Raw genomic sequence first — 23,195 nt, 5'->3', positions numbered from 1 at the left:
ACCCCGCCCTCCCGAACCGTCGAGATCCTCTCCGACGCCCGATACGTCCAGGCCGAGTCTCCGCGGTGGGACGGTCGCGACGGCGGTCTCGTCTGGATCGACATGGCGACGGGGTCGCTGCACCGCGGGCGTATCGACGGCGGGCGGGTGATCCCCGAGTCCGCGGTCGTGGTCGGCGCACAGATCGGGGCTCCGGTCCCGCTCGCGCAGCCGGGGCAGGGCTGGCTGGTGGGAGTGGATCGTCGTGTCGTGCACGTGGGGGACGACGGAGCGGTCTCCCCGCTCACGGATGACATCGCCGCAGCGGGCGACTACATGAACGACGGCAGCGGTGATCCGGCCGGTCGCTTCTGGGTGGGCAGCCAGTCGATGCCCCGCGACCCGCACTGCACGCTCTGGAGCGTCGGTCTCGACGGCGAGCCGACAGCTCGCCTGGAAGGGGTCACCGTGTCGAATGGCCTGGCCTTCGACAGCACGGGGTCCGCGCTGTACTACATCGACACGCTTCCGAACCGCAGCATCGAGGCGTTCGACGTGACACCGGACGGGGAGCTGTCGAACCGCCGCACGGTGTGCCGGGTCGATGGCGGCAACCCGGACGGCATGGCGATCGACCTCGAGGGCATGCTCTGGGTCGCCGTCTGGGACGCCGCTGAGGTGCGTCGCTATTCGCCGGACGGCGTTCTCCTCGAGACGATCGTCCTTCCCGCGAAGCGCCCGACCGCGGTCGCCCTCGTCGATCGGCTGCTGGTGATCACGACGGCGAGCATCGGGCTGGCGGACCCCTCCGATGCCGACGGTGCGCTGCTCGGAGTCCAGGTCGAGGTCGGCGGGGCCCCCGCGTTCCCCTGGCGTGGCCCGGCACCGACAGGCAGCGACGCAAGGGAGGCTGCGCTGTGAGCACCGTCGACAACGACCAGCTGCAGGAACGGCTGCGGCGCACGCGACTCGTCGCGATCCTCCGCGGAACCGACGTCGATGCGACGGTCGCCGCCGCCCGCACGATCCTGGAAGCCGGCGTGCGCACTCTCGAGATCGCGCTCACTCTCTACGACGCGGAGGAGGCGATCGCGCAGGTGGTGCACGATGCTCCGGATGAAGCGCTGATCGGCGCAGGCACCGTGCTCGACGAAGCCGACGTGGAGCGCGCTGTGTCCGCCGGCGCGCAGTTCATCGTCACGCCCACTCTCAGCGCATCTGTGCCCTATGCCGTTCGTCAGGGCATCGGTGTGCTCCCCGGGGTGTACACACCCACGGAGATCCAGCGTGGACATGATCTCGGCAGTGCGGCGGTGAAGCTGTTCCCCGCGTCGGCACTCGGCCCCGGATTCATCCGCGCCGTCCGCGACCCCTTCCCGCACGCGCGGATCATCCCCGTGGGAGGTGTGAGCGTCGACACCGTCGGCGACTACCTCGCGGCCGGGGCCTTCGGTATCGGGGTCGGCGGACCTCTGGTCGGCGATGCGGCCACATCAGGCGGCGACCTCGCGGCGCTCGCCGTCCGCGCCAGGGCGTTCGTGGAGGAGCTCAGACGGGACGAGATCGCCGCGCCGGAGAAGACTTCGTAGGTCATCACGCACGCGGTGACACGCGAAGGGCCGGCCACCTCGCGGTGCCCGGCCCTTCGTATGACGGGATGTCAGTGCGTGTCTTCCGCCTCGATCTCGGTGCGGTCGCCCGACCACAGCGTGTGGAAGGTGCCCGGCTTGTCGATGCGCTTGTAGGTGTGCGCACCGAAGAAGTCGCGCTGTCCCTGCACGAGGGCGGCGGGGAGGCGGTCGGCGCGGATGCCGTCGTAGTACGACAGCGACGACGAGAAGGCCGGAGCCGGGATGCCCGCTTGCGCCGCGGTCACCACGACGCGACGCCACGACGACTGTGCGCGGGTGAACGCCTCGGCGAAGTATGGAGCGGTCATCAGAACGGGGAGGTCGGGGGTGGCCTCATACGCGTCGGCGATGCGGTTGAGGAACTGCGCGCGGATGATGCAGCCGCCGCGCCAGATCTTGGAGATCGCGCCGAGATCGATGTTCCAGCCGTACTCAGCAGCGCCGGCGCGGATCTCGTCGAAGCCCTGCGAGTAGGCGACGATCTTCGACGCGTACAGAGCCAGACGCACATCTTCGATGAACTGCTCGGTGTCTTCGGTCGAGACCGTGAACTCCTCGTCAGGACCCGGAAGGCCGCCGGCGACGGCACGCTGCTCGGGGTGCGACGACAGCGAGCGGGCGAACGTGGCCTCGGCGATGCCCGACACCGGGACGCCGAGCGACAGCGCGGTCTGCACGGTCCACGCGCCGGTGCCCTTGGCTCCCGCCTGGTCGAGGATCACGTCGACGAGCGGCTTGCCGGTCTCGGCGTCGATCTGGCGGAGCACCTCGGCCGTGATCTCGATCAGGTACGACTCGAGCTCGCCCCTGTTCCACTCGGCGAAGATCTCCGCGATCTCGGCGGGCGACTTGCCGGTACCGCGGCGGATGAGGTCGTAGGCCTCGGCGATGAGCTGCATGTCGGCGTACTCGATGCCGTTGTGCACCATCTTGACGAAGTGGCCGGCGCCGTCGTGGCCGACGTGGGTGACGCACGGCTCGCCTTCGGCGATCGCCGCGATGGACTTGAGGATCGGTCCGAGCGTGACCCACGACTCGTCCGAGCCGCCAGGCATGATCGAGGGGCCGGTGAGGGCACCCTCCTCGCCACCGGAGATGCCGGCGCCGACGAAGTTGATGCCGGTCTCGCGGACGGCCTTCTCGCGACGGATGGTGTCGGGGAAGTAGGCGTTGCCGCCGTCGACGATGATGTCGCCGGGCTCGAAGACCTCGACCAGCGAGTCGATCACGGCGTCGGTCGGACCCCCGGCCTTGACCATGATGATCGCGGTGCGCGGCTTCTGCAGCGAGTCGGCGAATTCCTGGTAGGTACGGGCCGGTACGAAGCCGGCCTCGGGGTGCTCGTCGAGGAGCGTCTGGGTCTTCTCATAGCTGCGGTTGAAGATCGCCACCGTGTTGCCCTCGCGGCTTGCGAGGTTGCGGGCGAGGTTCGATCCCATGACGGCGAGTCCGACGACTCCGATGTTCGCTGATGCTTCGGGCACAGAAGGCTCCTCGATCTGAAGAAGGGGTGGTTTCAGCGTATCGCTGTCCGGGAGGTCAGCGGCGACCTGTGTCGTGAGAGGTGATGTCGTGAGAGGCGATGTCGTGGGAGGTGACGTCGCGGGAGGCGATGAAGCGCCGCGACACCGCGATGTCGCGGTCTCCGAGCCCGGCGGCGACGAGTTCGTCGAAAGCCGCGCGCAGGGCGGGGAGCAGCACGGGAGCGATTCCGGTGGCCGCGGCGATGTCGGCGGCGAAACCGAGATCCTTCACCATGTACTGCGCGATGCCGCTGGGCGAGTCGTCTCCGGTGACGAGCTTCTCCCGACGGCTGTCCAGCAGCCGCGATCCGGCGTATCCGCCCGAGAGCAACGACCAGAGTGCGTCGAGGTCGAGTCCTGAGCGCTCGGCGAGCACGGTGGCTTCGCCGAGCGCCATGATCGTGGCGGAGACCACGAGCTGGTTGCAGGCCTTGGCGACCTCGCCCGCACCCAGGGGGCCGAGCAGTACCGGGTTGCCGCAGGGGGAGAGCACCTCGGCGGCGATCGCCGCGTCCTCCTGGTCCCCTCCGAGCATGATCGAGAGGGTTCCGGCGATCGCACCGTCCTCACCGCCGGAGACAGGGCAGTCGACGACTCGCACCCGTCCCTGCGTCTGTGCGCCCAGCCGCTCCGCGAGCGCGCGGACGGCCGGCGCCGACGATGTGGACCCGATCAGGATGAGCAGGTCCCCGGCGTCGGCCAGCAACCCGTCCGGCCCGTCGAGCATGGCTTCGAAAGGGGGGAGGTCGGGCAGCATCATGAGCAGGACGTCTACTCTGGAGGCGAGTTCGCGTGGCGTCTCCGCCCAGGAGGCACCGGCAGCCAGCAGTTCCGGCTGAGGGCGGCGGGCATGGATGACGAGGCGCCCGTGCGCGGCGAGCAGGCGGTCCGCCATCGGACGTCCCATCGCGCCCAGGCCGACCACGCCGACGGTGGCAGGTGTGTTGCTCATGCGCACACCGTAGCAAGAATCCAATAGACAGAACAGTGTCCAACAGGATGGAACTGAGCTAGGGTGAGGGATTCAGACTTCCCGAGGAGGGGACCAAGATGACGGGGACCGAGAAGAAGCTGCGTGCCGTCGTGGCGGTGCCGCTGCGGGAAGAGCTGTGCCGACTGATCGAGGAGCTCGAACCGCGCCTCGAGGTGATCTGTGACCACGACCTCATGCCGCCGATGCGGGGTCCGGCCGATTGGTCGGGCGACCCTCAGTACACGCGAACGCCGGAACAGCAGCAGGCCTTCGATGCGCTGGTCGATTCCGCGGACGTGCTCTTCGGGATCCCCGACGTCGACGCGGGGGCTCTGGCCCGCACAGTGGCTGCGAACCCGCGGCTGCGCTGGGTCATGACCACCGCTGCCGGTGGCGGAGCCTCGGTCAAGGCGGCTGGCCTCGACCGTTCGCACCTCGACCGAGTCGTCTTCACCACCAGCGCCGGTGTGCACGGTGGCCCGCTCGCGGAGTTCGCGGTGTTCGGAGTCATGGCGGGTGCGAAGAACCTGCCGCGCCTCCTCACCGACCAGGGTGCGCGCACCTGGCCGGATCGGTGGGAGATGCGTCAGCTCGACGAGATGACCGTCCTCATCGTCGGTCTCGGCGGCATCGGCTCGGAATGCGCGCGGCGCTTCCATGCGCTCGGTGCGCGCGTCTGGGGCACGACACGTTCGGGTGAGCCGGTGGCGGGGGTGGATCGTCTGGTTCCGCTGGACGAGCTGACCGACGCGGTGGCCGGTGTCGACGCGATCGTCGTGACCCTTCCCGGGACGGCGCAGACGCACCATCTGATCGGCGCCGATGTGCTGGAGGCCGTCAAGCCCGGTGCGATCATCGCCAACGTGGGCCGCGGCACCGTGATCGACGAGGTCGCGTTGCTCGGCGCGCTCGACGATGGCCGCGTGGCCTTCGCCGCCCTCGACGTGTTCGAGCAGGAACCGCTCGATGCCGCCTCGCCGCTGTGGGCTCACCCGAACGTCCTGGTGAGTCCGCACACCGCCGCCCTCAGCTCCAAGGAGGAGGAGCGGATCGCCCGACGCTTCGCGGAGAACGCGGCGCGCCTGCTCGACGGCGAGCCGCTGGCCGCCGTCGTCGATACGGTCGAGTTCTACTGATCGACCCGTAAGCCTTCACGGGCTGCGGGCCCCGAGCGCGAAAGGCGCGGCCATGGACGACGACACCCGCGAGGGGCGAGACCCCGCACCCGCCGTGACCCGCAGCATCCGCCTGCTCGGAATCCTCGCCGAGGCCGGTGGCCCGCGCACGCTCACCGAGCTCGCCGGAGACCTCGGGTTGGCGAAGTCGTCGACCGCCAACCTCTGCCTCGCACTCGAGGCCGGCGGCATGGTCGACCGCACGGCACAGGGCTACCGCCTCGGCGTGCGCACCGCCGAACTGGGTGGCGCGTTCGCCGCACAGTTCAACCAGGTGCGGGAGTTCTACAGCGTGTGCGAGGCCTCGCCGCAGCTCGCCTCCGAACTGGTGCAGGTCGCCATGTTGGATGGCACGGACGCGCTGTACCTCGCCCGTCACGAGGGCTCGCGCTCGCTCCGTCTCGGCACTCCGCTCGGCTCCCGTCTCCCGGCCCCGCTGTCGGCGACCGGACGTGCGCTCCTCGCCGCGATGAGCGACGACGAGGTGACCGAGCTCCTCGGGGCGGATGCCGTCTTCCCCCAGCTCACCGAGCGCAGTGCGACCACCATGTCTGGACTGCTCGAGGTGCTCGCCACCGCCCGTCGCAGAGGCTGGGCGCTGGACGCGGAGGAGTCCTTCCGCGGCATCGTGGGTGTGGCGGTGCCCCTCGAGGGATGGGCGCCGACCGATCCGCCGCTCGCCCTCGGCGTCGCGATCCGTGCAGCCGAGGCCGACTATGAGCGCATCGAGCGTGTGGGGGAGGCGCTGCGCGAGGCCGCGGCAGCGCTGACGAATCCGTTCAGCGCTGCGGTCCGCCGCTGACCTTTCCTGCTGCATCACCGCCCTGCCTGGGGCGGTGATGGTCGTGCACGCCGTGCGGCGTCCGTCTCGGTCCAAAGGGTTGAACGTAATTCAACCGGCTGGTACAGTCGTCATCACGCCGCAGGCGAAGCCGATCGAAGGAGATGGCCGTGACAGACCCCCGCACCTCAGCCCGAGCAGCGTCGGACGATCCGGAATACGCGGCGAATCTGCGCCGCGCGACGCTCGCGTCGAGCATCGGCAGCGCGCTGGAGTACTTCGACTTCGCGCTCTACGGCCTCTCGACCGCGCTGATCTTCAACGTGCTGTTCTTCCCCCAGGACGACCCGGCCATGGCGACGGTCGCCGCGTTCGCCACGTTCGGCGTCGGCTTTCTCGCGCGTCCGTTCGGCGGTCTGTTCTTCGGCGTGCTGGGCGACAAGCTCGGACGCAAGTGGGTGCTGGTCGCGACCATCGTGCTGATGGGCGGAGCCTCCACCGCGATCGGCCTGCTTCCCACGTATGCGGCGATCGGCGTCTGGGCGCCGATCCTGCTGGTGCTGATGCGACTGCTGCAGGGCTTCGGTGCCGGTGCGGAGCAGGCGGGGGCGACCGTGCTGATGGCCGAGTACGCGCCGGTGAAGCGCCGCGGCTTCTTCTCGGCCCTCCCGTTCGTCGGCATCCAGGCGGGCACGCTGCTCGCCGCCGTCGTCTTCGGGCTGATCACCCTGCTCCCCGAGGACCAGCTGCTGAGCTGGGGATGGCGCGTGCCGTTCCTCGCCTCCTTCGCGCTGATCCTGCTGGCGCTCTTCATCCGGATGCGGCTGCGGGAGACGCCGACGTTCATCGAGCTCGAGAAGCACGAGCAGATCGCCGATCGCCCTATCCGGGAGATCTTCACGCATGGTCTCCCGGGCGTGATCGTGGGCGTCGGGCTGCGCATGGCGGAGAACGGCGGCTCGTACATGTTCCAGACGCTCGGCCTCGCCTTCTTCGTGACGGTGGTCGGCGACACGGCTGACAAGAGCCTGCTCACCTGGGGCGTCACCCTCGGCTCGCTGATCGGCGTCTTCTCCGTGCCGTTCACCGGGCACCTCTCCGACCGATTCGGGCGCCGAACGGTGTATCGGTTCGGCGCGGTCTTCATGCTCGTCTACACGTTCCCCGCATGGTGGCTCCTGTCGCTCGGGAACTACGCCGTCGCGATCGGCGTGATCGCCATCGGCATCGGCGTGGCGGTGAACAGCATGCTCGGACCGCAGTGCGCCATGCTCCCCGAACTCTTCGGAAACCGTCACCGGTACCTCGGCGTCGCCATGGCCCGCGAGATCTCCGCCGTGCTCGCCGGCGGCCTCGCCGGTGTCCTCGGCGCCTACCTGATCGCGGTCAGCGACGGCAACTGGGTGCTGCTGGCCATCTACATGGCGGTGCTCGCTCTCATCACCACCGCATCCACGTTCCTCGCTCCCGAGACCCTCCGTCGCGACCTCACCCGCGTCGACGACGCGATCAAGGTCTCGCGCGCCGAAGCAGGCGACGACGTGTTCGCCACCACCGTCTCGATCAAGGCCGTGGGGCGATGACGGCACTACCTGCGGGACTGGCCGCCTTCGACCTCACGGGGCGGACGGCGCTGGTCACCGGATCGAGCCAGGGCATCGGGAAGACGCTCGCTGCGGGGCTGGCCGGCGCCGGAGCGACCGTCGTCGTGCACGGGCGCGATGCGGCGAAGGCAGGGGCGGCGGCGGATGAGATCGCCCGTGCGACGGGGGCCGTCGTGCACAGCGTCGTCTTCGACGTGACCGATGCTGCAGCGGTCGATGACGGTATGAGCGAGGTCGAGCAGCTGATCGGCGCCCCGGACATCCTCGTCAACAACGCCGGTGTCCAACGCCGCGCGCCCATCGCCGAGTTCACGGACGAGGACTGGGATGCGCTCGTGCAGACCAATCTGTCCAGCGTCTTCCACCTGTCGCGTCGGGTCTCCGCCGGGATGATCGCGCGCGGTTCGGGCAAGATCATCCAGATCGGCAGCGTCCAATCGCAGCTCGCCCGTCCCTCGATCGCGGCATACGCGGCGACCAAGGGCGCGATCGTGATGTTCACGAAGGGCCTGTGCGCCGACCTCGCCCCGCGCGGCATCCAGGCCAACGCGATCGCCCCCGGGTACTTCGCCACCGAGCTCACGAAGGCGCTCGTCGCCGATGAGCAGTTCTCGGACTGGGTGCGCGGACGGACCCCCGCCGGTCGGTGGGGAGACACCGAGGATCTCGTCGGCGCCCTGCTGTTCCTGGCGAGCTCCGCGAGCGACTTCGTCAACGGGCAGACGCTGTTCGTCGACGGCGGCATGACGGCGGTCGTCTGATGCGCATCGGTCGCGTCGCCGCGCCCGGTGGCCCGGTGTGGGTGCGGGACGGTATCCACGGCCCGGTGCCGATCACCGACCCGTTCGAGGCCTTCGCCGGCGGGAGCGCGCCGAACGACATCGGCGAGTCCGCCGAGGGGGCCGTCATCGCGCCGGTGGATCCGGTCGTCGTCATCGGCATCGCCCAGAACGGTCCTGGCCACGCCGCACCTGTGCAGGCGTGGCTCAAGAGCCCGCGGACCGTGGTCGGGAGCGGGGTGACGGTGACGCTGCGTCGCGACGCCGGTGCACAGGTGGCAGAGGGCGAGATCGCCGTCGTGATCGGACGCCTGACCGCAGGGCTGACGGCGCAGAACGCGCACGAATACGTCCTCGGCATCACCGCTGTGAACGACCTCTCCAGCCCCGAGCGTGCCGAGGTCGACCCGCGCAACTTCGAGTCGAAGTCGGGGGAGGGCTACACCCCGCTCGGCCCCTGGATCGACACCGAGGCAGGCATCGACGATGTGCCCCTCGAGGTGGAGGTCGACGGTGGCCGCGTCGCCGCCACCGGGAGCAGGCAGCTGCCGATGTCGATCCGGGATTGCCTCGCGTATGTGGCGGCGTGGTCACCGCTGGGTCCCGGGGACGTCATCATGACCGGTGCCCCCCACTCCCAGGCGGTCGTGGCGCCAGGACAGACCGTGACCGTCGACGTGGCGGGCATCCGATTGGTCACGCCCTTCGTGTGACCGGGAAAGGGGCGCGGTGAGAAACCTCGCTGTGGTGGCGCATGCCGCCGATGATCTGCGGATCGAGGACATCGGTGCGCCGACGGCCCGGCCGGACGAGGCCGTGGTCGACGTGGCTTTCGGCGGCGTGTGCGGATCCGACCTCCACTACTGGCAGCACGGAGCTGCCGGGGCCTCCGTGCTGCGGGAGCCGATGATCCTCGGGCACGAGGTGTCGGGCGTCGTGACGGTCGCCGCTGCCGACGGCACGGGGCCGGCGGTCGGCACGCCCGTCGCGGTGCACCCGCTCACGGCGCACGGCGACGGTCGCACGCCCTGGCCGGCCGAGCAGCCCAACCTCGCACCCGCGTCCACCTACCTCGGGTCAGCGATGCACCTGCCGCACACGCAGGGGGCCTTCGCCCGCCGCGTCGCTCTCCCCGCGCGTATGCTGCACACTCTCCCCGCCGGCCTCGACCTGCGGACGGCGGCGCTGGCCGAACCGGCTGCCGTCGCCTGGCACGGCGTGCGTCGAGCCGGCGATGTCCGCGGTCGCAGCGTCGTGGTGATCGGAGCCGGCCCCATCGGCCAACTCGTCGCGGCCGTCGCGCAACGTGAGGGGGCCGCCTCCGTGACGGTCACCGATCTGCAGCAGCTGCCGCGGGAGATCGCCGAAGTTCGTGGCATCCGGTCGATCGACGCCAGGGCAGAGAGCGAGATCTCCGAGCTGCACGCCGATGTCGTGGTCGAATCCAGCGGCACCGTCCCCGGTCTTGCGGCGGCCGTCTCCGCTGCCGTGCGCGGGGGTGTCGTGGTCATGCTGGGGCTGCAGCGCGGGGGAGACGTGCCGGCGCCGATGGCCACTGCGATCACCCGCGAGCTCACCCTGCGCGGCTCCTTCCGTTTCGGCGCGGAGTTCGACGAGGTCATCGCCGCTCTCGCCGACGGCAGCCTTGACGTGCGCGGTATCATCAGCCACGTGCTGCCCGTCGACGATGCGCTCCAGGCGTTCGCACGGGCCGCTGACCCTGCGAGCTCCTGCAAGGTGCTCATCGACTTCGGGCGAGCCGAATGAGCGTGCGCATCGTGGTGATGGGGCCGAGCGGCTCCGGCAAGTCGACGGTGGGTGCGTTCCTGGCCGGTTCTCTCGGAGCGCGGTTCATCGACGGTGACGACCTGCATCCGCGCGAGAACGTCCGCAAGATGGCTGCGGGAGTGCCGCTGGACGACGCGGATCGTCAGCCCTGGCTCCGCGTCGTCGGCGAGATCCTCCAGTCGGAGGAGCGGATCGTGGTGGCGTGCTCGGCGCTTCGGCGGGTATACCGCGACGTCATCCGGGGCGAGGCGCCGGACACGTTCTTCGCCGAGCTGGCGATCGATCGAGCCGTCCTCGAGGAGCGGATGCGTCTGCGCGTCGATCACTTCATGCCTGCTGCGCTGCTGGATTCTCAGCTGCAGACCCTCGAGTCGCTGGAAGCCGACGAAGAGGGCATCCGCGTGGATGCGGCGGCGGACGTGCGGACCGCGTCCGCGCTCATCGCCGCGGCGGTGGGCGAGCGCTAGCGCTGCCGTCGCAGGTCAGTCCTTGCGGTAGCCGGAGCGGCCCATCGCGAACAGGGCGATGAATGACGTGACGGCTGCGCACACGGTCATGGCGCCGATCAGCCAGAGGAGTGCGTGCGAGAGGAAGGCGCCGTCGAGCATGGGGGTTCTCCGTGTTCTGCAGAAAAAGGACCGGTGTCCTCAGCCTATCGGGTCATCCGGTACCATTGAGGCTGTACCTCGGCGAGGGATGCTTCTGCGCGTGCGCGAACATCCGTTATCGACGCGGCGAAGCAAGCCCGGTGGCTTTCCTCCTGCGTCAGCGAGTTCGAAAATTCCAAGACCACCGCGCGGCGCCTTCGCTGCGTGCCCCGAAGGAGAATCCATGTCTGAAGACACCAAGGTCCAGGCCGAGCTTCGCGAAAGCTTCGGCAAGGGCTTCGCCCGCCGCCTCCGCGCCGCCGGCAAGATCCCCGCCGTCATCTACGGTCACGGCACGGAGCCGGTGCACGTCGCGCTTCCCGGCCACCAGGTCTCGCTGATCATCCGTCGCGCCAACGCGCTCCTCGAGCTCGACATCGAGGGCAAGGAGCAGCTCGCTCTGGTCAAGGACGTGCAGAAGGACCCGGTGCACCAGATCATCGAGCACATCGACCTGCTCGTCGTGAAGAAGGGCGAGAAGGTCGCCATCGACGTCCCGATCGTCGTCACGGGCGAGTCGGCTGCCGGCACCATCGCGAACCTCGACGCCACGACCGTGTCGATCGAGGCCGAGGCCACGCACATCCCGCAGAACATCGAGGTCTCGGTCGAGGGCCTGGAGGAGGGCGCGCACATCACTGCCGCCGACGTGCAGCTCCCCAAGGGCTCCACGCTGCTCTCCGACCCCGAGGTGCTCGTCGTCGCGATCTCCGTCCCCGCCGCTCCGGTGGAAGAGGATGAGGCAGAGACCGAAGGCGAGTCCGCCGAGGCAGCAGAAGAGGCCGCCGCGGAGTGATCTCCGACTGATTCATCACAGAGGGGACGCGAGCCGATCGCGTCCCCTCTGTCGTATCCTGACCGGGGATCTGAACCCGGGCGGGGAGAGGACGACGACATGGCAGCGACCTGGCTCGTGGTGGGGCTCGGCAATCCCGGCCCGCGGTATGAGACGACTCGGCACAACATCGGACAGATGGTCATCGACGAGTTGGCCTCCCGGCGCAGCGAGGCGTTCCGCGAGCACAAGGGTGGCGCACGCGTCGTCGAGACCTGGTTGCGCCCGGGCGCGGACAAGCTGGTGCTGGCCAAGCCGAACACGTTCATGAACGTCTCGGGGACTCCTGTCGCGGCGCTTGCCCGGTTCTACTCGGTCCCCGCAGAGCAGGTGGTCGTCGTGCACGACGAGCTCGATATCCCGTTCGACACGGTCAAGCTCAAGACCGGAGGCGGGCACGGCGGCCATAACGGTGTGCGTGACGTCGGACGGGCGCTGGGAACGGCGGAGTTCCCCCGCGTGCGAGTGGGCATCGGTCGCCCGGTCGGGCGTCAGGACCCCGCGGACTGGGTGCTGGCACCCTTCGGGAAGGAGGAGCGGCCCAACCTGCCGATCCTCATCTCGGACGCCGCCGACGCGGTCGAGCTGCTCGTCGGCGAAGGCCTCCTGGCGGCGCAGCAGAAACACCACGCACCACGCTGACGCGGTTCGCTCCGACGCGACGGCGCGGTGCCGGCTATCGGCTCAGGCGGTGAAGCTCGACAACCCCGCCGTGGCGCCGCTCGTGAGGGCGACGACCAGGGCGATGAAGAAGATCGCGGATGCCAGGACCGCCACGACGAGAGCGGCGATTCCTGCACCTCGGCCACGCTTCTTGGCGATCGCGATGATGCCGAGGACGATCGCGGCGATGCCGACGAGGGTGCCCAGCCAGAAGGAGAGCTCCGCCCAGAGCACCTGATCCCGGACCGGGGTCAGCACGCGGAGATCATCGGCCGTGACAGATGCGCCGTTCGGCAGGTAACGGCCGATCTCGAACGCGCTGATGCTGACGACGATCGTCGGCACGACTGCCGCGACGAGCGAGAGGACCAGAGCGAGCGTCCCGAAGAGCCGCGAGGAGGAGGGAGCCGGTGTGGCGGGCACCTGATAGGCGCCGGAGGGGGCCGCGTAGCCGCCGACGGGCACCTGGTAGGCGCCGGGAGGGGCCGCGGGGTAGCCGGGAGGGGTCGCAGGATAGCCGGGAGCCGGAGCTGCGGGATAGCCGGCGGGTGCCGACTGAGGGTACGCGGGAGCCACGGGAGGATAGGCGGGAGCCGCCGCAGGATACGCGGGTGCTGCCGGCGGCGGGAACGCGCCGGAGGGGAACTCCGTTGCCGCAGACGCTGACACGGCGGGCGGCGCAGGCGGGTCGGAGGGCACGGCGCCGGACGGGGGAGGCAGCTGCGGATCAGTCACGACCCCCATCCTAGGCCGAGCGTCAGACACGGCGGAGGAGACCCACCCGGTCGTACACGTTCGAGAGCGTCTGGTCGGCGACGGCGTCGGCGCGTGCGGCGTTGTCGGCGAGGATGCGGTCGAGCTCTGCGGGATCGTCGAGCAGCTCCAGAGCGCGGTCGCGCACCGGCTCGAACTCGTTCACCACGACCTCGGCGAGACCCTTCTTGAACTCCCCGTAACCTCGACCGGCGTACTCGTCCTCGATCGCCGGGATCTGCCGTCCGGTCAGCGCCGCGTAGATGGTCAGCAGGTTCGAGACACCGGGCTTGTTCTCGCGGTCGAACCGCACCGAGCCCTCATTGTCGGTCACGGCGCGCATGACCTTCTTCGCCGACTTCGCCGGGTCATCGAGCATCCAGAGCACGCCGGCGTCGCTCTCGGCCGACTTCGACATCTTGGACGTCGGATTCTGCAGGTCGTAGATGCGCGCCGTCTCCTTCTGGATGACGGGCACCGGCACGGTGAAGGTCTCCCCGAATCGGGAGTTGAAACGCTCGGCCAGATCGCGCGTGAGCTCCACGTGCTGCTTCTGGTCGTCGCCCACCGGCACCACATCGGTCTGATACAGCAGGATGTCGGCGGCCATGAGCACGGGGTACGTGAACAGTCCGACGCTAGTCGAGTCGGCGCCGTAGCGGGACGACTTGTCCTTGAACTGCGTCATCCGTCCGGCCTCGCCGAAGCCGGTGATGGTGCTCAGGATCCAGGCCAGCTCGGCGTGCGCGCGCACGTGCGACTGCACGTACAGCGTCGAGAGCGACGGCTCGATGCCGGCAGCGATGTACTGCGCAGCCGTGCGACGCGTCTTCTCCCGCAGCTCGGCCGGATCCTGGGCGACCGTGATCGCATGCAGGTCGACGACCGAGAAGTAGGCGTCGTAGGAGGTCTGCAGGTCTCGCCACTGGAGCAGCGCGCCGATGTAGTTGCCGATCTGGAGGGAGTCGGCGGAGGGCTGCATTCCGGAGTAAAGGCGAGGTTTCGTCACGGGATCAATCCTATGGGGTGCGCGCCATGCGCCTACGATGGGCGCATGGCCCCCGAATCTCCCCGGCGACGGTCGCGGCGAGACCGGGCCCTCTACGTCGAAGTGCTGATCCAGGCTTCTCTGGACGAGGTCTGGCGGCTGACCCAGGATCCCGCCCTGCACGTGCGATGGGATGCACGTTTCACGGACATCGCCCCGGTGTGTACCAGAGCGGACGGTGCGCAGGAGTTCCGTTACGAACTCGACCTCGGAATGCACACCATCCGCGGGACCGGCGTCTCGCTGGCGACGAAGGAGAGTGGCGCAGGGGAGCGAACCTCCGCGCTGCTGTTCGACACCGAGGACGCGCTCTCGCCCCTGGGCGCCGGCCGCGGATACTGGCGGTACGTGCCCACCGAGAGCGGCGTGCGATTCCTCACCGGCTACGACTACGCCCCGGGGTGGGGGTGGATCGGACAGGTGCTCGATCCGCTCATCACCCGGCGCTTCATCTGGTGGCTCACCGCGAGGAGCTTCGATCGTCTGCGGCTGTGGGCCGAGGAGGGCATCCCACCCGAGGAGACCAGCGGGTGGAGGTCTTTGCGCCGAGGCCACCGTCCCCGTGCCGGGAACTGCCTCTCGCGCCCGGCCCGACGCGGCGGACGCACCATCATGCAGGACGCACCGGAATCACTCGAGAGGATCGCATGAGCACGGGGCAGGGCATCTTCGAGCGCGCACTGGGAGACGACTTCTCCCGACTCCATCCGCAGTTGCAGCGACGCTTCGGGGTCGGTGTGGATGCGGGATACGGCTGCATCGGACGTGGTGTGATGACCGAGGTGCGCCGAGGACCCTGGTGGACGCTGCCGTTCCTGCTGATCGGCACCTTCCGCAACATCCTGTTCCCCGAGCGCGGGAGCGACGTGCCCTTCCGCATCGACAATCACGCGTACATCGACGACTTCGGGCGCGAGACCGTGACCTTCGTGCGCACGATGGATGTTCGACCGGGGCGACGCCGCCGTTTCGACGCGACCATGATCTACAGCGACGCTCGTCGGAGGGTCGTCGACTACCTGGGCACCCATCAGCACCTCGCTGTCGACCTCGACCTGGAGGTGACCGACGAAGGCGCACTCCTGCTCACCTCGGGCGCGCAGCGTTTCTACGAGGGTCGGTTCGCCGTCCGGTTCCCGATGCTGTTCAGCGGCCGCGCACGACTCCTCGAGCGCTACGACGACGAGCAGGAGCGTTACCTCATCGACCTCGAGATCCACAACGACGTCTTCGGCTTCCTCTTCGGCTACCGTGGCGCCTTCACGTGCGAGTTCGTGGACGGGCCGGCGCCGGCGACCGTGAAGCCCTATCGAGAAGAGGCCAGGGAATGACCGCGCGGGGGGCGGCTTTCCTCGAGGCGCTGGGTAAGGAGGCCGAGCGTCTTCACCCCGAGATCCTCGCGCAGATGCGCATCGAGGCGGATCCGGCGCGACCGGGCCATGACAGCGCCGATGGTGTCTTCGCTGTCGCCGGAAGCAGGTTCGGCCGTATCTCCGTTCTGGGTCGCCCCGTGGTCGGCCCCGGCCTGCTCGTCACCCGGTTCGCGCGGGATGTGCCGTTCCGGATCGAGACCGTGTCGGCCCCCACCTCGTCGGGCCGGTCCATGCTCGTCACGGTTCGCGAGTTCCGCTTCCGTGGCGCCACCCAGTTCGTCCGGGATCGGCTCTTCGCCACGGGTCACCCGGGTCTGGTCCAGAACGCACTGGGCGATCGAGGTCGGGTGGAGATGCTCGAGCACTGCTCTGTGACGAAGGACGGTGCGCTGCGGATGCGCACTCGCGCCGTCCGCCTGCGGTTCGGGCGTCTGCGCATCCCGCTCCGTGGACTTCTTCGCGTCGAGGTCGACCTCGTCGACGGCTGGGATGAGGTCCGCCGTCGTCGCACGATCGACATGCGGGCCACGAGCCCCCTGGTCGGGACCGTGCTGGAGTATCGCGGCTGGTACCGCTATGCGTCTGCGACGACCGAAGCGCTCCCGGCGGAAGACGACGCGGCCGGCACCGATCAGTAGCGGTAGTCCACGACCACCGGCGCGTGATCGCTCCAGCGCTGGTCGTAGGCAGCCGCGCGGGCGACGTGATAGGTCTCGACGCGCTCGGCGAGAGCGGGCGTCGCGAGATGGTAGTCGATGCGCCACCCGGAATCGTTGTCGAACGCCTGCCCGCGCATCGACCACCAGGTGTAGGGGCCGTCGACCTCGCCGTGGAACTTCCGGCCGACGTCGATCCAGCCGAGACCCGTGCCGACGGTGCCGTCGACCCCCGAGACCTCGGTTCCCGCTTCGCCGAGGAAACGATCGAAGTAGGCGCGTTCGCGGGGGAGGAACCCTGCCTTCTTGCGGTTGCCACGCCAATTCTTGATGTCGAGCTCCCGGTGCCCGACATTGAGATCCCCGGTGACGAGTGCCAGGGCGCCATCGGTGTTGAGCTCGCCGAGCCGGGTGCCGAATGCGTCGAGGAACTTCCACTTCTCGTCCTGCTTCGGAGTGTCGGCTTCTCCGGAGTGCACGTACGCACTCACGACGGTGAGAGGGCGGTCGCCGATCAGGTAGTCGGCCTCGATCCAGCGGCCCTTGGAATCGAAGTCATCGGGGCCGAAGTCGGTGCGTGAGGCGAGAGCGGGCGTGCGACTGGCGATGGCGACGCCTGCCCGTCCCTTCGCGGTGGCCTCGTCGTGCACGAAGGTCCAGCCCGGGAGTGCGGCCTCGAGGTGCTCGTCCTGCCCGCGGACCTCTTGAAGCGTGAGGATGTCGACGCCGGCTTCGTCCAACCAGGAGCTCATCCCGTTGCGAGCCGCCGCTCGGATCCCGTTGACATTGACCGTGGCGATACGCAGATGAGGCATGATCAACAGCTTAACGAGGGTCGCGGACATCCCGTCCCGCGCGGTGGTTCAACTCGGCCAGCAGCCGCTGCGCGAGCGGCGTGCTCATGTCCGCCGGCGGGGGAGGGGACGCCTCGAGGTCGTGGAGTTCGTGCTCCGCCTCGCGTAGCGCCCGCCCCGCCGCCCACGCCCGATACCAGGGCGCGTCGTGGCGGGCCTCACGGGCGTCCCGCACACGGATACGGGCGGCGGTCAGGAGGGCCTGGTACTCGGCCACGCGGCGCTCCGCCTCGGTCTGCTCCAGGAGGGGCTGGTCCCGATCCTGCGCGGCGACCGCGATCCACGATGACGCGACCAGCATGACCACGCCGTTGATGCGGAACCAGAGCAGGAGTCCGATGAAGATGGCGAACGTCGCGAGCAGCGGATTGGACGGTGTGTAGCTGAGCAGGAAGCCCGCGCTGAACTGCAGGATCGTCATCGCTCCGCCGCCCAGGAGGGCACCGGGCCAGATCGTCCCCCAGTGCAGTGAGGTGCCGGTGAGGAAGCGGACCATCGCCGCCAGCGCACCCGACATCAGCACGAAGGAGACGATGACGGCACCGATGCGGATCAGGATGACGCCGTTGGAACCGGAATCCAGGCCCAGGAGGCCGAGGAGCCAGCCCAGGACAGCCGCGCTCGCGGAGCTGAGGACCGACCCGGCCACCAGTGAGGCTCCGAAGATCACCGCGGCGAGGAGGTCGCGCGCCTTCAGGATCACGTAGCTGCGGCGATCCGGCGGCAGGCCGAAGATGTCTCTGGTCGCGCGTCGGGAGAAGGTCACCCAGCCGATCGCCGTCCAGATCACCGTTCCGAGAGCGATCAGACCGGTGATGCTCAACACGCCGGTCGTGTTCGAGGCGATCTCCTGCACCTGCTCCGGCGTGATGACGCCGCCCTCCGGCAGGATCAGGTTGGGGATGTAGCTGTTGATCATCGCGATCAGACCGTTGACCGCGTCTTCGCTGCCGCCGAGCCAGAGACCAGCGATCGCGAACGCCAGGTAGATCGCGGCGAAGATCGCGAACAGCGCCTGGTAGCTCACGCCGGCGGCGAGGAGGAACCCGTTGTGCTGGAGGAAGTGCCGCCACACGCGAACGGGGAACAGGCCGAGAGTGCGCTGCGTGATCGCGGAGGCGCGTTCGACAGCCGCATCGAGACGACCGGACTCGGTCGCGGAGCCATCGGAATCAGCCACGCCCCCACCTTATCCAAGCGTCGTGCCAACCCCGCGTCGCGCCAACCCCGACGTCGTGCACTCCACGCGGGGTGATATGGCCCGCGTCAGCTCAGGCAGAAACGCGAGAACAGGCGGCTCCGGAACGGAACCGCCTGTTCTCGCGCGATCGCCTGATGCGGCGCGTGGCGTGAGCGGGTGTCAGGGACGGCCGCGGAGGACCGCCTGCTTGACCTCTGCGATGGCCTTGGTGACCTCGATGCCGCGGGGGCAGGCCTCGGAGCAGTTGAAGGTCGTGCGGCAACGCCAGACGCCTTCCTTGTCGTTGAGGATGTCGAGACGCACGGCGGCATTGTCATCGCGCGAGTCGAAGATGAAGCGGTGCGCGTTGACGATCGCGGCCGGGCCGAAGTACTGCCCGTCGGTCCAGAACACGGGGCACGACGAGGTGCACGCGGCGCACAGGATGCACTTGGTGGTGTCGTCGAAGATCTCGCGGTCGGCGATGGACTGCGTGCGCTCCTTGCCCTTCTCCGGCACGGAGCTTGCGACGAGGAATGGCTGCACCTCGCGGTACGACGCGAAGAACGGCTCCATGTCGACGACGAGGTCCTTCTCCAGCGGCAGACCCTTGATGGCCTCGACGTAGATCGGCTTCGAGATGTCGAGGTCCTTGATCAGCGTCTTGCAGGCCAGGCGGTTGCGTCCGTTGATGCGCATGGCGTCGGAGCCGCAGATGCCGTGGGCGCAGGAGCGGCGGAAGGTCAGCGAGCCGTCGACCTCCCACTTGATCTTGTGCAGGGCGTCCAACACGCGGTCGGTGGAGTACAGCTCCACGTCGTAGTCGACCCAGTGCGGCTCGGAATCGACCTCCGGGTTGAACCGGCGGATGTTGAACGTGACGATGAAGGACTGGATGCCGGTCTCTTCGGTCGTGTCGGCAGGTGCCTCTGCGATGGCGGTCGACATGCTCAGTACTTCCTCTCCATCGGCGGGTAGTTGAACTCGCCCTGCTCGTTCTTCGTGAAGACGACGGGCTTCCAATCGAGCTTGATGTGATCGCTCGGCGTGGAGGAGTGCGGGTCGCCGGTCAGGTAGGCCATGGTGTGCTTCATGTAGTTCTCGTCGTCGCGCTTCGGGAAGTCGTCGCGCATGTGGCCGCCGCGGCTCTCCTCACGGTTCTGCGCGGCGTAGACGACGACCTCGGCGATGTCGAGCAGGAAGCCCAGTTCGACGGCCTCGAGCAGGTCGGTGTTGAACCGCTGGCCCTTGTCGTCGACGTGGATGTTCTTGTACCGCTCGCGCAGCTCGGCGATGACGCCGAGCACGTGCTCCAGCGACTCGTGCGTGCGGAACACCTGCGCGCCCTTGTCCATCTCGTCCTGCAGCGTCTTGCGGAGGACGGCGATGCGCTCGGTGCCCTGGTTGTTGCGCAGGCCCTCGAGCATGTCGGAGACGAACGCCGCCGGGTTCTCGGGGAGCGGCACGAACTCGGCCGTCTTGACGTACTCGACGGCGTTGCGGCCGCTCCGCTTGCCGAACACGTTGATGTCGAGCAGCGAGTTGGTGCCGAGGCGGTTGGCGCCGTGCACCGAGACGCAGGCGCACTCACCGGCGGCGTAGAGGCCGGGGACGACGGTGTCGTTGTCCGCGAGAACCTCGCCGTTGTTGTTCGTGGGGATGCCGCCCATCGCGTAGTGCGCGGTCGGCATCACGGGGACCGGCTCGACGACCGGGTCGACGCCCAGGTAGGTGCGGGCGAACTCGGTGATGTCCGGCAGCTTGGTCTCGAGCACCTCGGCACCGAGGTGCGTGCAGTCCAGCAGCACGTAGTCCTTGTGGGGACCGGCACCGCGACCCTCCGCGACCTCCTGGACCATGCAGCGCGCGACGATGTCGCGGGGTGCCAGGTCCTTGATGGTGGGAGCGTAGCGTTCCATGAACCGCTCACCCGAGGCGTTGCGCAGGATGGCGCCTTCGCCTCGCGCACCCTCGGTGAGGAGGATGCCGAGTCCGGCGAGGCCGGTGGGGTGGAACTGGAAGAACTCCAGGTCCTCGAGGGGGAGGCCCTTGCGCCACACGATGCCGACGCCGTCGCCCGTGAGGGTGTGCGCGTTGGAGGTGGTCTTGAAGATCTTGCCGAAGCCGCCGGTCGCGAAGATCACGGCCTTGGCCTGGAAGACGTGCAGCTCGCCCGTGGCGAGGTCGTAGGCGACGACACCCGAGACCTGCGTCTTGCCGTCGGCGTCCTTCACCGTGAGGAGATCGAGCACGTAGAACTCGTTGAAGAAGTTGATGCCGAGCTTGACGCAGTTCTGGAACAGCGTCTGCAGGATCATGTGACCCGTGCGGTCGGCGGCATAGCACGCGCGGCGGACCGGGGTCTTGCCATGCTCGGCCGTGTGTCCACCGAAGCGGCGCTGGTCGATCTTGCCCTCGGGGGTGCGGTTGAAGGGGAGGCCCATGTTCTCGAGGTCGATGACCGCGTCGATGGCCTCCTTCGCGAGGATCTCCGCCGCGTCCTGGTCGACGAGGTAGTCGCCGCCCTTGACGGTGTCGAAGGTGTGCCACTCCCAGGAGTCCTCTTCGACGTTCGCGAGGGCCGCCGCCATGCCGCCCTGCGCAGCACCGGTGTGCGAGCGCGTCGGGTAGAGCTTGGAGATCACGGCGGTCTTCGCGCCCGGGCCGGCCTCGATGGCGGCACGCATGCCCGCTCCACCTGCCCCCACGATGACGATGTCGAACTGGTGGTAGTGCACGCCGTCTCGGACGACGGAATCCTGCGTCTCGGTAGTCACTTCTCGTATGCCTTCTTCTAGTACCCGACGATCGCGGCGCATTCGGACCAGAGGACGCTGTCCTCGGTCACACCCAGGCACGGGTCGAACGTGAAGACCACCAGCGTGCCGAGGATGATGAGCAGGCCGGCGGCCAGCCCGAGCGCCCAGACCAGCGACTTGCGCGCCGTGCTGTTCGTCACGTAGTCGTTGACGATGGTGCGCATGCCGTTGGCGCCGTGGATGAGAGCGAGCCACAGCATGAGCACGTCCCACCACTGCCAGAACGGCGTGGCGAACTTGCCCGCGATGAACGCGAAGTCGAGGGCGTGGATGCCTTCGCCGACCATGAGGTTGACGAACAGGTGGCCGAAGATCAGCACGACGAGCACGACGCCCGAGACGCGCATGAAGATCCAACCCCACTTCTCGAGGTTGACCCCGCGGCGGCGTCGCGCCGGGGCGGCGGCGATGGTCTGCGCAGACATCAGTGTCCCCCTCCGAATCCGGCGAACGCGAGCATCAGATGGCGGGGCACGAAGCCGGCCATGATGATGCCCCACACAAGCAGGACGCCCCAGAACAGCTGACGCTGGTACTTGGCGCCCTTCGACCAAAAGTCGACGGCGATGATGCGCAGGCCGTTCATCGCGTGGAACACGATGCCGGCCACGAGCACGACCTCGCCGAGCGCCATGATGGGGTTCTTATACGTCCCGATGACGGCGTTGTACGCCTCCGGCGACACCCTGATCAGCGCCGTGTCGAGCACGTGCACCAACAGGAAGAAGAAGATTGCGACTCCGGTGATGCGGTGAAGCACCCACGACCACATGCCTTCGCGACCCCGATAGAGGGTGCCGCGGGGGGTCTTTGACGTGGTTTCCGAAATCGACGGTGTCAAGCGGGCGCTTGTGGACACGGTCGTCCTCCCTGGATCGATGTGAACCGGTCGCGTGCGCTCAGGCACGCCCGATCGGAGTCCATCCTATTCCTGTCAGATCACTGGGAGCGACGAAGGGGAGCCTAAGTGTCTCGATGTCGAGATGTTCCGTGCGGCTACCCTGGCAGGGTGAGTGCACCCATCGAGAACTTCTACGCAGTGATTCCGGCCGGCGGCATCGGCAGCAGGCTGTGGCCGCTGTCCCGAGCCGACGCGCCCAAGTTTCTTCACGATCTGACCGGTTCGGGGCATTCTCTGTTGCGCGACACCTGGGATCGGCTCATCCCCCTCGCAGGGGAGGATCGGATCGCCGTCGTCACGGGACGGGCCCATCGAGCCGCCGTCGAGGCTGAGCTGCCGGGCATCCCGGACCTCAACGTCTTCCTCGAGTCGGAGCCGCGCGAATCCGCTGCCGCGATCGGACTCGCGGCGGCGATCCTGCACCGCCGGAATCCCGACGTGATCATCGGCTCGTTCAGCGCGGACCACGTGATCCGGGGCACACGCGTGTTCGAGTTCGCGGTCCGCGACGCCGTGGAGGTGGCGCGAGAGGGATACATTTGCACGATCGGCATCACCCCGACGGAGCCGGCGACAGGGTTCGGCTACATCGAGATGGGGCCTGAGCTCGTGGTGGACGGTGCGCGCGAGGCCGCCCTCGTGGCGAGTTTCGTGGAGAAGCCCGACCTCGAGACGGCGAATCAGTACATCGCCGATCGCAGCTTCCTCTGGAATGCGGGGATGTTCATCGCCAAGGCGAGTGTGCTCCTGGAGGAGCTCGCCGCGAACGAGCCGGAGCTGCACGCCAGTCTGATCGAGCTCGCCGAGGCCTGGGACGACCGCGACCGGCGAGGCCCGGCGGTCGACCGGATCTGGCCGGGACTGAAGAAGATCGCCATCGACTACGCGGTCGCGGAGCCTGCGGCGCGGCACGGACGTCTCGCCGTCGTCCCCGGGCACTTCGACTGGGACGATGTGGGCGATTTCGCCTCGCTCACCAAGCTCATCACCAACGGCCGCAAGAACGACCTCGCCGTGCTCGGCCCGAATGCGCGCGTGCTCACCGACGGTGCGAGCGGCATCCTGGTCAGTCAGACCACGCGTGTCATCAGCCTGGTCGGCGTTCAGGACATCGTCGTGGTCGACACCCCGGATGCCCTGCTGGTCACCACGGTGCAGAACGCGCAGCGCGTGAAGAGCGTCGTCGAGTCGCTCAAGCTCACCGGGCGCGGCGACGTGCTCTGACGCGTGCTC

General features: G+C 68.6%; 26 protein-coding genes. 15 read left to right on the top strand and 11 right to left on the bottom strand.

From position 1 onward, the window contains the following. Positions 1 to 900: SMP-30/gluconolactonase/LRE family protein (locus RN51_RS06990; RefSeq protein ID WP_052674624.1), on the top strand; the 900-nt coding region annotated here is incomplete at its 5' end. Further along, positions 897 to 1,568, top strand: coding sequence for a bifunctional 4-hydroxy-2-oxoglutarate aldolase/2-dehydro-3-deoxy-phosphogluconate aldolase (locus RN51_RS06985; protein ID WP_197073196.1), 672 nt, complete (start codon positions 897 to 899; stop codon positions 1,566 to 1,568). The genes RN51_RS06990 and RN51_RS06985, both read left to right, overlap by 4 nt. Positions 1,569 to 1,639: 71 nt before the next feature. Here RN51_RS06985 and gndA read toward each other — a convergent pair whose 3' ends face one another. Together gndA and RN51_RS06975 are read right to left on the bottom strand one after the other, a co-directional pair. Further along, a complete protein-coding gene (gene gndA, locus RN51_RS06980) occupies positions 1,640 to 3,094 on the bottom strand; it encodes an NADP-dependent phosphogluconate dehydrogenase (protein WP_156149123.1) in 1,455 nt (484 codons plus the stop codon). A gap of 55 nt (positions 3,095 to 3,149) precedes the next feature. Continuing rightward, entirely contained in the window at positions 3,150 to 4,085 is a 936-nt protein-coding gene (locus tag RN51_RS06975; protein WP_045263323.1) for an NAD(P)-dependent oxidoreductase, read from the bottom strand. Positions 4,086 to 4,183: 98 nt separating this feature from the next. Here RN51_RS06975 and RN51_RS06970 point away from each other — a divergent pair, with 98 nt between their 5' ends. The 7 genes from RN51_RS06970 to RN51_RS06940 all read left to right on the top strand — a co-directional run bounded on the left by RN51_RS06970 (position 4,184) and on the right by RN51_RS06940 (position 10,700). Beyond that, positions 4,184 to 5,242, top strand: a complete 1,059-nt coding sequence (locus RN51_RS06970) for a D-2-hydroxyacid dehydrogenase (RefSeq protein ID WP_045263322.1) — start codon at positions 4,184 to 4,186, stop codon at positions 5,240 to 5,242. Between the two features lie 52 nt (positions 5,243 to 5,294). Further along, positions 5,295 to 6,083 carry an IclR family transcriptional regulator gene (locus tag RN51_RS06965; RefSeq protein ID WP_045263321.1) on the top strand — a complete coding sequence of 263 codons (789 nt, stop codon included), beginning with the start codon at positions 5,295 to 5,297 and terminating at the stop codon, positions 6,081 to 6,083. Between the two features lie 143 nt (positions 6,084 to 6,226). Then, positions 6,227 to 7,645 carry an MFS transporter gene (locus RN51_RS06960; protein WP_045263320.1) on the top strand — a complete coding sequence of 473 codons (1,419 nt, stop codon included), beginning with the start codon at positions 6,227 to 6,229 and terminating at the stop codon, positions 7,643 to 7,645. Next, positions 7,642 to 8,427 (top strand): SDR family oxidoreductase, encoded by a 786-nt coding sequence (locus RN51_RS06955; protein ID WP_045263319.1) that lies wholly within the window; start codon positions 7,642 to 7,644, stop codon positions 8,425 to 8,427. Before RN51_RS06960 ends, RN51_RS06955 begins: the two co-directional genes overlap by 4 nt. Then, complete coding sequence (locus RN51_RS06950; protein ID WP_045263318.1) at positions 8,427 to 9,158, top strand: fumarylacetoacetate hydrolase family protein; 732 nt, start codon at positions 8,427 to 8,429, stop codon at positions 9,156 to 9,158. The genes RN51_RS06955 and RN51_RS06950 overlap by 1 nt, the downstream gene beginning before the upstream one ends. A 16-nt stretch (positions 9,159 to 9,174) precedes the next feature. Further along, positions 9,175 to 10,212, top strand: coding sequence for an alcohol dehydrogenase catalytic domain-containing protein (locus RN51_RS06945; RefSeq protein WP_045263317.1), 1,038 nt, complete (start codon positions 9,175 to 9,177; stop codon positions 10,210 to 10,212). Beyond that, the gene (locus tag RN51_RS06940) at positions 10,209 to 10,700 is read left to right on the top strand and encodes a gluconokinase (RefSeq protein ID WP_045263316.1); all 492 of its coding nucleotides are present in this window, start codon (positions 10,209 to 10,211) and stop codon (positions 10,698 to 10,700) included. Before RN51_RS06945 ends, RN51_RS06940 begins: the two co-directional genes overlap by 4 nt. A gap of 15 nt (positions 10,701 to 10,715) precedes the next feature. Here the strand turns inward: RN51_RS06940 and RN51_RS18790 are convergent, their stop codons facing one another. Then, positions 10,716 to 10,841 (bottom strand): hypothetical protein, encoded by a 126-nt coding sequence (locus RN51_RS18790; protein ID WP_017828452.1) that lies wholly within the window; start codon positions 10,839 to 10,841, stop codon positions 10,716 to 10,718. Positions 10,842 to 11,064: 223 nt separating this feature from the next. Here RN51_RS18790 and RN51_RS06935 point away from each other — a divergent pair, with 223 nt between their 5' ends. After that, complete coding sequence (locus RN51_RS06935; protein WP_045263315.1) at positions 11,065 to 11,676, top strand: 50S ribosomal protein L25/general stress protein Ctc; 612 nt, start codon at positions 11,065 to 11,067, stop codon at positions 11,674 to 11,676. 99 nt (positions 11,677 to 11,775) lie between these two features. Continuing rightward, positions 11,776 to 12,357 (top strand): aminoacyl-tRNA hydrolase, encoded by a 582-nt coding sequence (gene pth / locus RN51_RS06930; protein ID WP_045263314.1) that lies wholly within the window; start codon positions 11,776 to 11,778, stop codon positions 12,355 to 12,357. A gap of 42 nt (positions 12,358 to 12,399) precedes the next feature. Here the strand turns inward: pth and RN51_RS18665 are convergent, their stop codons facing one another. Together RN51_RS18665 and trpS are read right to left on the bottom strand one after the other, a co-directional pair. Next, positions 12,400 to 13,122, bottom strand: a complete 723-nt coding sequence (locus tag RN51_RS18665; RefSeq protein ID WP_045263313.1) for a hypothetical protein — start codon at positions 13,120 to 13,122, stop codon at positions 12,400 to 12,402. 13 nt (positions 13,123 to 13,135) lie between these two features. Next, the gene (gene trpS, locus RN51_RS06920) at positions 13,136 to 14,140 is read right to left on the bottom strand and encodes a tryptophan--tRNA ligase (RefSeq protein WP_082066485.1); all 1,005 of its coding nucleotides are present in this window, start codon (positions 14,138 to 14,140) and stop codon (positions 13,136 to 13,138) included. Positions 14,141 to 14,185: 45 nt separating this feature from the next. Here trpS and RN51_RS06915 point away from each other — a divergent pair, with 45 nt between their 5' ends. From RN51_RS06915 to RN51_RS06905, 3 genes are read left to right on the top strand one after another with little or no spacing between them, the layout of a single operon-like run. Then, positions 14,186 to 14,830: a hypothetical protein gene (locus RN51_RS06915; RefSeq protein WP_045263311.1), complete on the top strand. Its 645-nt coding sequence runs from the start codon at positions 14,186 to 14,188 to the stop codon at positions 14,828 to 14,830. Next, positions 14,827 to 15,510 carry a DUF4166 domain-containing protein gene (locus RN51_RS06910; RefSeq protein ID WP_045263310.1) on the top strand — a complete coding sequence of 228 codons (684 nt, stop codon included), beginning with the start codon at positions 14,827 to 14,829 and terminating at the stop codon, positions 15,508 to 15,510. Before RN51_RS06915 ends, RN51_RS06910 begins: the two co-directional genes overlap by 4 nt. Then, complete coding sequence (locus tag RN51_RS06905; protein ID WP_045263309.1) at positions 15,507 to 16,190, top strand: DUF4166 domain-containing protein; 684 nt, start codon at positions 15,507 to 15,509, stop codon at positions 16,188 to 16,190. Before RN51_RS06910 ends, RN51_RS06905 begins: the two co-directional genes overlap by 4 nt. Here RN51_RS06905 and RN51_RS06900 read toward each other — a convergent pair. The 6 genes from RN51_RS06900 to sdhC all read right to left on the bottom strand — a co-directional run bounded on the left by RN51_RS06900 (position 16,184) and on the right by sdhC (position 21,920). Continuing rightward, complete coding sequence (locus RN51_RS06900; RefSeq protein WP_197073195.1) at positions 16,184 to 17,023, bottom strand: exodeoxyribonuclease III; 840 nt, start codon at positions 17,021 to 17,023, stop codon at positions 16,184 to 16,186. The genes RN51_RS06905 and RN51_RS06900 overlap by 7 nt on opposite strands. Positions 17,024 to 17,033: 10 nt before the next feature. Further along, positions 17,034 to 18,242 (bottom strand): YihY/virulence factor BrkB family protein, encoded by a 1,209-nt coding sequence (locus RN51_RS06895; protein ID WP_045263307.1) that lies wholly within the window; start codon positions 18,240 to 18,242, stop codon positions 17,034 to 17,036. A 180-nt stretch (positions 18,243 to 18,422) separates the two neighbouring features. Further along, entirely contained in the window at positions 18,423 to 19,190 is a 768-nt protein-coding gene (locus RN51_RS06890) for a succinate dehydrogenase iron-sulfur subunit (protein WP_045263306.1), read from the bottom strand. 2 nt (positions 19,191 to 19,192) lie between these two features. Continuing rightward, a complete protein-coding gene (sdhA, locus tag RN51_RS06885; RefSeq protein WP_045263305.1) occupies positions 19,193 to 21,019 on the bottom strand; it encodes a succinate dehydrogenase flavoprotein subunit in 1,827 nt (608 codons plus the stop codon). Positions 21,020 to 21,036: 17 nt separating this feature from the next. Beyond that, positions 21,037 to 21,486, bottom strand: coding sequence for a succinate dehydrogenase hydrophobic membrane anchor subunit (locus RN51_RS06880; protein WP_045263304.1), 450 nt, complete (start codon positions 21,484 to 21,486; stop codon positions 21,037 to 21,039). Continuing rightward, entirely contained in the window at positions 21,486 to 21,920 is a 435-nt protein-coding gene (sdhC, locus tag RN51_RS06875) for a succinate dehydrogenase, cytochrome b556 subunit (RefSeq protein WP_072591539.1), read from the bottom strand. Before sdhC ends, RN51_RS06880 begins: the two co-directional genes overlap by 1 nt. A gap of 150 nt (positions 21,921 to 22,070) precedes the next feature. Here sdhC and RN51_RS06870 point away from each other — a divergent pair, with 150 nt between their 5' ends. Next, entirely contained in the window at positions 22,071 to 23,186 is a 1,116-nt protein-coding gene (locus RN51_RS06870; protein WP_045263303.1) for a mannose-1-phosphate guanylyltransferase, read from the top strand. Positions 23,187 to 23,195: the final 9 nt, after the last annotated feature.

Source organism: Microbacterium oxydans, assembly GCF_000956405.1.
GTDB classification, from domain to species: Bacteria; Actinomycetota; Actinomycetes; order Actinomycetales; family Microbacteriaceae; genus Microbacterium; species Microbacterium oxydans_C.
The sequence above is the reverse complement of the archived record's forward strand: the minus strand, read 5'-3'. Positions and strand labels throughout refer to the sequence as shown.

Coding starts and splice junctions, on each gene's coding strand:
- RN51_RS06975 (WP_045263323.1), bottom strand. CDS start 4,085: ATGAGCAACACACCTGCCACCGTCGGCGTGGTCGGCCTGGGCGCGATG.
- RN51_RS06970 (WP_045263322.1), top strand. CDS start 4,184: ATGACGGGGACCGAGAAGAAGCTGCGTGCCGTCGTGGCGGTGCCGCTG.
- RN51_RS06965 (WP_045263321.1), top strand. CDS start 5,295: ATGGACGACGACACCCGCGAGGGGCGAGACCCCGCACCCGCCGTGACC.
- RN51_RS06960 (WP_045263320.1), top strand. CDS start 6,227: ATGGCCGTGACAGACCCCCGCACCTCAGCCCGAGCAGCGTCGGACGAT.
- RN51_RS06955 (WP_045263319.1), top strand. CDS start 7,642: ATGACGGCACTACCTGCGGGACTGGCCGCCTTCGACCTCACGGGGCGG.
- RN51_RS06950 (WP_045263318.1), top strand. CDS start 8,427: ATGCGCATCGGTCGCGTCGCCGCGCCCGGTGGCCCGGTGTGGGTGCGG.
- RN51_RS06940 (WP_045263316.1), top strand. CDS start 10,209: ATGAGCGTGCGCATCGTGGTGATGGGGCCGAGCGGCTCCGGCAAGTCG.
- RN51_RS18790 (WP_017828452.1), bottom strand. CDS start 10,841: ATGCTCGACGGCGCCTTCCTCTCGCACGCACTCCTCTGGCTGATCGGC.
- RN51_RS06935 (WP_045263315.1), top strand. CDS start 11,065: ATGTCTGAAGACACCAAGGTCCAGGCCGAGCTTCGCGAAAGCTTCGGC.
- pth (WP_045263314.1), top strand. CDS start 11,776: ATGGCAGCGACCTGGCTCGTGGTGGGGCTCGGCAATCCCGGCCCGCGG.
- RN51_RS18665 (WP_045263313.1), bottom strand. CDS start 13,122: ATGGGGGTCGTGACTGATCCGCAGCTGCCTCCCCCGTCCGGCGCCGTG.
- RN51_RS06915 (WP_045263311.1), top strand. CDS start 14,186: ATGGCCCCCGAATCTCCCCGGCGACGGTCGCGGCGAGACCGGGCCCTC.
- RN51_RS06910 (WP_045263310.1), top strand. CDS start 14,827: ATGAGCACGGGGCAGGGCATCTTCGAGCGCGCACTGGGAGACGACTTC.
- RN51_RS06905 (WP_045263309.1), top strand. CDS start 15,507: ATGACCGCGCGGGGGGCGGCTTTCCTCGAGGCGCTGGGTAAGGAGGCC.
- RN51_RS06900 (WP_197073195.1), bottom strand. CDS start 17,023: ATGCCTCATCTGCGTATCGCCACGGTCAATGTCAACGGGATCCGAGCG.
- RN51_RS06890 (WP_045263306.1), bottom strand. CDS start 19,190: ATGTCGACCGCCATCGCAGAGGCACCTGCCGACACGACCGAAGAGACC.
- RN51_RS06880 (WP_045263304.1), bottom strand. CDS start 21,486: ATGTCTGCGCAGACCATCGCCGCCGCCCCGGCGCGACGCCGCCGCGGG.